Source organism: Vibrio sp. V10_P2A27P122, from assembly GCF_963874335.1.
GTDB lineage: Bacteria > Pseudomonadota > Gammaproteobacteria > Enterobacterales > Vibrionaceae > Vibrio > Vibrio anguillarum.
Map to the genome: position 1 here is coordinate 1 of NZ_CAWNHY010000065.1, position 7,400 is coordinate 7,400.

The window sequence follows — 7,400 nt, forward strand, 5'->3', positions numbered from 1 at the left end:
CTGATCATGAGCTCTCTACGAAGAAAATGGATAAGCGACCCCGCCTTTAAACTGTTTAAGCAAGTTTTGCCTCCGTTATCGGAGACAGAAAAAGAGGCGATGGAAGCGGGCAGCGTTTGGTGGGATGGTGAACTGTTTTCAGGTCGTCCAGACTTTACCAAGCTGCATCATTACCCAAAACCAACCTTGTCAGATGAAGAGCAATCTTTCATTGATAATGAGTTGGAAACGCTGCTGTCTATGTTAGATGACCATAAAATCGTGAAAGAAGATCGCGACTTGCCAGCGGAAGTGTGGACGTTTCTGCGTAAAGAGCGTTTCTTCTCTTTGATTATTTCAAAGGCCTACGGTGGTCGTGAATTTTCCGCACTCGCCAATTCCACCATAGTGTCACGGATTGCGACGCGCAGTATCAGTACCGCTGTTACAGTGATGGTGCCAAACTCGCTTGGCCCGGGAGAGCTTCTCTCTCACTACGGTACACAACAACAGAAAGACTACTGGCTTCCTCGCTTAGCTGACGGTACGGATATCCCTTGTTTTGCGCTGACCGGGCCAGAAGCAGGCTCCGATGCTGGCGGCATTCCTGATCAAGGCGTGGTGTGTTACGGCAAGCACGAGGGCAAAGAAGTCCTTGGGATTAAACTCAGTTGGAATAAGCGTTATATCACGCTGGCTCCGGTTGCAACTGTGCTAGGCCTAGCTTTCAAACTCAGTGATCCTGAAAAACTTCTAGGCGATAAGCTCGATATCGGTATTACCTGCGCGTTGATCCCTGCTAATCACAAAGGCGTGGAAATTGGCGAGCGACACGATCCACTCGGCCTTGCGTTTATGAACGGCCCAACGCGTGGTCAAGATGTTTTCATCCCGATGGATTGGCTCATCGGTGGTGCTGACTATGCGGGTAAAGGCTGGCGCATGCTGGTGGAATGTTTGTCGGCAGGGCGTGGTATTTCATTACCCGCACTTGGTACGGCGATTGGTCACTTAACTTCGCGCACGACAGGTGCATACGCTTATGTGCGCAAGCAATTTGGCATGTCAATTGGTAAATTTGAAGGGGTAGCTGAAGCACTGGGCCGTATCGGTGGCTTAACTTATTTGCTTGAAGCGACACGAACCTTAACCACAACCTCGCTCGATTTGAAAGAAAAGCCGGGTATAGTGACCGCCATTGCCAAATACCATATGACAGAAATTGCGCGCACAATTTTAAATGATTCGATGGATATTCACTCTGGTCGAGCGATTCAAGATGGACCAATGAACTACCTCGGAACACATTATCTTGGTATCCCGGTCGCAATTACGGTTGAAGGGGCCAATATCCTAACTCGCAATTTGATGATCTTTGGCCAAGGTGCCACTCGCTGTCACCCTTATGTTTTGAAAGAGATGGAAGCGGCGGCTAATCCTGATACAGAGCAAGGCGCGAAAGATTTCGATAAGCTGTTGTTTAAGCACATTAGCCACGCGACCAAAAATACCTTTGGGGCGCTCGGTGCTGCATTAACGGGTTCGCGCTTTGTCAAAGCGCAGATGAGCGGCCCAACAAAAGCGTATTACCAACAGTTAACGCGCATTAGCCGAGCACTTGCCGTGAGTGCCGATTTCGCTATGTTGACGTTAGGTGGCGATCTTAAACGTAAAGAGATGATTTCCGCGCGTTTAGGTGATGGTTTGAGTTATCTGTACATGGCTTCAGCGACCTTGAAAAAGTATGAAGATGAAGGCCGCCAACAAACCGATTTAGATTACGTGCACTACGCGGTGCAATATTGTTTGTACCACGCGGCTAAATCTTTGCAAGAGGCGTACAGCAACTTCCCCAACAAAGTGGTTGGGCGCTTACTTAAAGTGTTGGTCTTCCCTTTGGGCAACCATTATGACAAACCTAGCGATGAGCTGTCGGTCAAACTGGCGGAAAGCTTAATGACTCCTGGAGCACATCGAGATCGTCTCACTCATCTTTGTTACATTGGGCCAGAGGACGACGATAGCGTTGGTTTGATGGAAAAAGCGTTTTTGGCGATGTACGGTATCAGTGCACTTGAGCGCAAGCTGTTCCGCGCAGCCAAAGAGGGTAAAATTGCGCGTAAAGGTGCCCTGACTGAGCGATTAGCTCAAGCCTTAAGCGAAAATGTGTTGACTCAAACTGAAGTAGACCAAATTTTGGCCGCAGACAAACTGCGTTATAAAGCGATTCAGGTTGATCACTTTAGCCATGACTTGAGCGAGGTGATGACCAATAAGCCGGGAAAGCCAAAGCTTAATCATGTCGCCTAGTCGCGAATATCGTCACTAAAAGTGTGACCATATATCAGGGCATCCTAGTCGGGTGCCCTGATTTTTTGAGCCACGAGAGATCCAACCACTTGCAATTTCTGCCTGTTTTTAAAGAAATAGGGTGAGATCTTCGAGCGAAACTTTTATCCTAGCGGAGATTTTTGAAGGAAGTTGAATATGATCATCAAACCTAAAATTCGTGGATTTATCTGTACGACAACGCACCCTGTGGGTTGTGAAGCTAATGTAAAAGAACAAATTGCTTACACCAAAGCACAAGGCCCTATCAAAAATGCACCGAAACGTGTACTTGTTGTAGGCTCATCCAGTGGCTACGGCCTTTCGTCTCGTATTACCGCCGCTTTTGGTGGAGGTGCTGCGACCATCGGTGTTTTCTTTGAAAAACCGGGCACGGACAAAAAACCAGGCACCGCCGGTTTTTATAACGCAGCCGCGTTTGACAAGCTTGCTCACGAGGCGGGTTTGTATGCTAAAAGCCTAAATGGTGATGCATTTTCTCACCAAGCAAAACAGAAAGCGATCGAGCTAATCAAACAAGACTTAGGTCAAATTGATATGGTGGTTTACTCGCTTGCTTCACCAGTGCGTAAGTTACCTGAAACTGGCGAACTGATTCGCTCATCATTAAAACCGATTGGCCAAACATACACCGCGACAGCGGTTGATACCAATAAAGACATCATCATTGAAGCCAGTGTTGAACCTGCAACTGAGCAGGAAATTGCAGACACGGTAACGGTTATGGGTGGTCAAGATTGGGAGCTGTGGATCCATGCACTTGCTGAAGCTGGCGTATTGGCTCAAGGGTGTAAAACCGTGGCTTATAGCTATATCGGTACTGAGCTAACTTGGCCAATCTATTGGGATGGTGCGCTAGGTAAAGCGAAGATGGATTTAGACCGCGCCGCATCGGCACTGAATGAACAGCTTTCTGTATTAGGCGGTACGGCTAATGTGGCCGTTCTTAAATCGGTTGTTACTCAAGCCAGTTCAGCTATTCCTGTTATGCCTCTTTACATCGCAATGGTGTTTAAGAAAATGCGTGAGCAAGGTGTACATGAAGGATGTATTGAACAGATCTATCGCATGTTTAGCCAACGTCTTTATAAAGAAGACGGTAGTGCGCCAGAAGTGGATGAGCAAAATCGTCTGCGTCTGGATGACTGGGAACTGCGTGAAGATATTCAAAAGCATTGCCGTGAGCTTTGGCCACAGATCACTACTGAAAACCTAAAAGAGCTGACGGATTACGTTGAATACAAAGAAGAATTCTTGAAGTTATTCGGTTTTGGTGTTGATGGTGTTGATTACGAAGCCGATGTCGATACTGAAGTGGCATTCGATGTAATTGATATCTAATCCATTGGTGTCACAGTGACACAATAAGATGTTCTAATCTCAAAGGTCTAGCCACAGTGCTAGGCCTTTGCCGTTATGGAGGGTAATACAGCATTATTCACCCTCAACAGCATTTTCTCGATCAATGGAACGGTTGCTGTTTCCCTGCAACAAAAAACACATCACAGTGGTGCTCGGCCGCTAATTGCTTGAGTAGGTGTTGGTTGATAGGCTCAATAGTATTTGACGCGATTATCGCACTGGCATTTCCGGAGCGGATAGCTTTAATCACAATCTCTAATTCCGATAACGTTTGAGAGGGTTTCATGTGGATCACTCTGTCGCAATGTATATTGAAAGAAGCAAACTGTTCATACTGTGGTCGAGGACATTCAGAGGTGAATAAGATCCACTGCTGTTGGTGCTGGGATAGCTTAGCAAGCTTTGACATCATGGCTTGTTCAATCGTATTGACTGAGCGATGGGCATTAGCCAAAGGGTACTGAGCTGATAGTTGAGAAGCGAAATTTACTTGAAGCATAATACTGTCCTTTCATACATGCTGTATGTGTATACAGTATTTGAGTTGTAGATACTGATCAAGTTTTTTTTGCTGAATTTATCAGCATAACCAAGCTTGAATTCGTTAGATTTTGTTTTAATTTATTGATTAATAACTATTTTTAGCAAGCAATCAAATTGTTCAAAGATAAAGCGCCGTTGTCTGTTTTGTGATCAATGCAAGTATCCTAGTAACAGTGTCTCGTCACTAATTAGATAAGTTATCATAGTCGCTGAAATGGGTGTGCTTTAAAAATAGGCAGTAAAAAAGCGCCGTGTTGGCGCTTTTTCATGTATAGCTATTGATGCCTAATGTGACAGTGACTGTCGATCTCGAAATGCTTGCTCTGCAATATTAAACTGCCTGACATCCATGCGCGCAAACTCATTGCAACTTTCACATGAGTGATGCGATTTCCCATCAATATATTCGTGTTTTATTAATAGCTTTGGTTGTTTACACCAATCGCAAATACCTTCAATCGTAAACATGTTTTCTCCCCACCTAGAAGATTTAGGTGTAATTTTCGCGGCGTATTATCCCATATAAAAGAGAATTAAGTTAACTATTTGTTACTTTAAGTGAGATAGAGATCGATTGCGTTGTCTATCTTTAGCGAGTGTTTTAATCGCGAGCGGTAATATTTCGCATTAAAAATAACATTTACTTAACGTGAGGCAGGATGATTTTTAACGCACCATTGAGTCGTTTCATTTCTTCTTGTGAGCCTTGAAGATCTGGGTGGTATATTTTGCACAGTTGCTTGTAGCGAAGCTTGATGCTTTTTTCATCGGGAAGTTCACTGGGTTTAAAGCCAAATAATGCGCAGGCTAATAGTAATTTTTGATCCTGAGATTGAGCCACATGATTGTTTTGCAGTCTTTTGATCTCTTTGAATAAGCTTTCAAGCTGCCTTTTTTGCTGTTTGATCATAAAGGCCTGCGATTCGATTTCTTGCTGGTGTTGACTATTTTTATCGTGTTGTTGGGTCTTACGTTTTCGGCTCCAGAAGCGGAAAAGATAGATAAGCATCAAAAGGAGTAACATCAGCAACAACAGAGATAAGTAATCCGTCATGATAGAGCTTGTCGAGTCGTGCTCAACGGGTGCAGTGCTGACCACCATGTCAGCTTCATCGCTGCTGTCAAAAGCGCTGTCTAATTGGCTGATGGAGGAGACTTGTTTTGCACGTTGTTGATTGAATTTTTCTTGCAATACACGGGCATAACCCTCTTCGGCTTGGCTACTCTTACTTGCCGCAATGCGATACCACATTTCTGACAATTCTAACGCTGAGGGTGGCGAAGGGAGTGTTTCGTAAGTTCTAGCGAGTTGTAATTGAGCATTCACATCGCCGCTAGTGGCTAAGTCTGTCAGCCAAAATAGAGCTTGAGGGATGTCTTTTGGGGTTCCTTGTCCCTTTAAATAGAGATTGGCTAGCCTAGATTTGGCTAAGGGGTGTCCATTCTGCGCCGCTTGTTGAAACCAATAAAACGCATTGTTTAGGTTAACAGCAACTTTGTCCCCTTGCTGATAAGCCAGCGCCAATTGATATTGTGCATTTGAGTTTTGTTGCTGAGCTTGGGCAGTTAGCTCAGCAACAGGAGAAGCCAGTACTAATGAGGAGAAAAACAGGCACAAACTAAGGACAACTCTCAAATTTTCACCATGTTTTGTGGGGCTAATTTCTGTTCAAATAGTAGCGCATTTCTATCGAATGCACAGAGCAGAATAGCGCATTAATGGTTATCTAAGACGTTTTGGAGCAGGTGCGCCATCAATCGGTCGGTTTACAGATACTTTACGGCCTTTTTTTAACCCAGTTTCGTAATCCGCGGTAATATTTTTCATAGCATCACGCAGCTGCTGCTTGAAGGTCTCACGGTCAATATTTTGAAACTCTTTATCAATGTAATTATTGATTTTGTTATTGGATTCATCATCGGCGGTGATCACTGGAAGCTTTTCTAATGCCCCTTCAATCCAACCCGAAACGAATGAATTGACGCGCCGTGTGACTTCCATGCTGGAAGTGCCACTGCCCGCGAAACTATTTCGAAATTGGCCTGTGTGCTCGTTCATTTCTCGGTAAATGATATCAAAAGCGAATGCGGCAAAAATAGCGCGATCGGCCTCACCAATAAACTCAACACGTTTGAGTCCTTTATGATTGAGTAGCACCGCTTCTACACCAAACTTAGTATTGATACCGCGGATCACTCGCAGTAGTGATGAGGTGATCGATGCGGGTAGTAAATGGGTTGATTGGGTTTTGCCCATCTTGATAAATTCGATGTCATCTTTATCAAGCCCATACTTCAGCATCAGGCTATGCGCCATCTTGATGGCATTGGCCGCTTCATTCACATTCGCGGAATTACCAAGTTCAAGACATTTAGCGATCTTCTTTAGAGCTTTCTGTTTATCCATTAATTCGCAAATACAATTCTACAACTTCAGAAAAGTCCGACATTTTAGCGGTTTTATGCGGGAAGTGAAAGCGAAGTGGAGAATCGCTGCCCAAAATCAGGCAGCGAGTCGAGAGGAGGTTGGTGGTTTAAATACCAAGTTCATCCAATAGGTCTGTAGTCAAATCATCATCACTGTTGTTTTGCTTGTCGTTTTTTGCTTTGGCAGACAGTTTTTGCTGAGTCGCTTCTAAAATTGAATCAGGGCTTTCATCTTCTTGAACTTCAAACTCTTCAAGTTGGATGAATTCGGTTTTATCCATTGCCAGTTCAAGATAGAAAATATTATTACTTTCTGTCGAGAAGGTAACTCGGCGTGCTTGTGGACGATCTAAATTAGTATCCACCGACAAAATTACCTGTTTGTTGAGTGACAGCATCTTCGGTTGGTTTTGGGTAATGTTGGTTTGCAGTTCTTTGCGGATTTTATTTGTGAAGTCGCCTACGAGTTGATTCATCAATTCGCCCAGTACATCGCCCACCTCGTCAGAAGTGTGCAGCACGGCCAGCTCTTCTTCTGGCATTCCCATGTTGCGCATATAACTGGTGTAAATTTCCAGCGCAGCCTTGGCCGTAAAGTTGATAACAACGAGCCCAGAGAAGCCACCATCAAACAAAACGAAACAGCCGAAATCTGGCTTTAGTGACGTTTTGTTGATTTTTTGTACCATCGCTGAGTAAGCAATGTTGGTCGCCGTTGCAGAACTGAGCACTCCTGACAC

At 44.6% G+C, this 7,400-nt stretch carries 7 protein-coding genes; 2 read left to right on the forward strand and 5 right to left on the reverse strand.

What is annotated here, in order from left to right:
* Window positions 1-6 precede the first annotated feature (6 nt).
* Entirely contained in the window at window positions 7-2,289 is a 2,283-nt protein-coding gene (locus AACQ17_RS03705) for an acyl-CoA dehydrogenase (RefSeq protein WP_094146800.1), read from the forward strand.
* Window positions 2,290-2,466: 177 nt separating this feature from the next.
* Complete coding sequence (fabV, locus tag AACQ17_RS03710; RefSeq protein ID WP_026028134.1) at window positions 2,467-3,669, forward strand: enoyl-ACP reductase FabV; 1,203 nt, start codon at window positions 2,467-2,469, stop codon at window positions 3,667-3,669.
* A 121-nt stretch (window positions 3,670-3,790) separates the two neighbouring features.
* Here the strand turns inward: fabV and AACQ17_RS03715 are convergent, their stop codons facing one another.
* The 5 genes from AACQ17_RS03715 to AACQ17_RS03735 all read right to left on the reverse strand — a co-directional run.
* On the reverse strand, window positions 3,791-4,189 hold the full coding sequence (locus AACQ17_RS03715; RefSeq protein WP_017045220.1) for a hypothetical protein: 399 nt from the start codon (window positions 4,187-4,189) through the stop codon (window positions 3,791-3,793).
* 329 nt (window positions 4,190-4,518) lie between these two features.
* On the reverse strand, window positions 4,519-4,701 hold the full coding sequence (locus AACQ17_RS03720; protein ID WP_010319035.1) for a hypothetical protein: 183 nt from the start codon (window positions 4,699-4,701) through the stop codon (window positions 4,519-4,521).
* A 172-nt stretch (window positions 4,702-4,873) separates the two neighbouring features.
* Complete coding sequence (locus AACQ17_RS03725) at window positions 4,874-5,851, reverse strand: J domain-containing protein (protein ID WP_094126975.1); 978 nt, start codon at window positions 5,849-5,851, stop codon at window positions 4,874-4,876.
* Window positions 5,852-5,956: 105 nt separating this feature from the next.
* Complete coding sequence (locus AACQ17_RS03730; RefSeq protein WP_017042255.1) at window positions 5,957-6,640, reverse strand: DUF2786 domain-containing protein; 684 nt, start codon at window positions 6,638-6,640, stop codon at window positions 5,957-5,959.
* Between the two features lie 127 nt (window positions 6,641-6,767).
* The coding region (locus AACQ17_RS03735; protein ID WP_094167613.1) for a DUF3334 family protein at window positions 6,768-7,400 on the reverse strand (633 nt) is incomplete at its 5' end.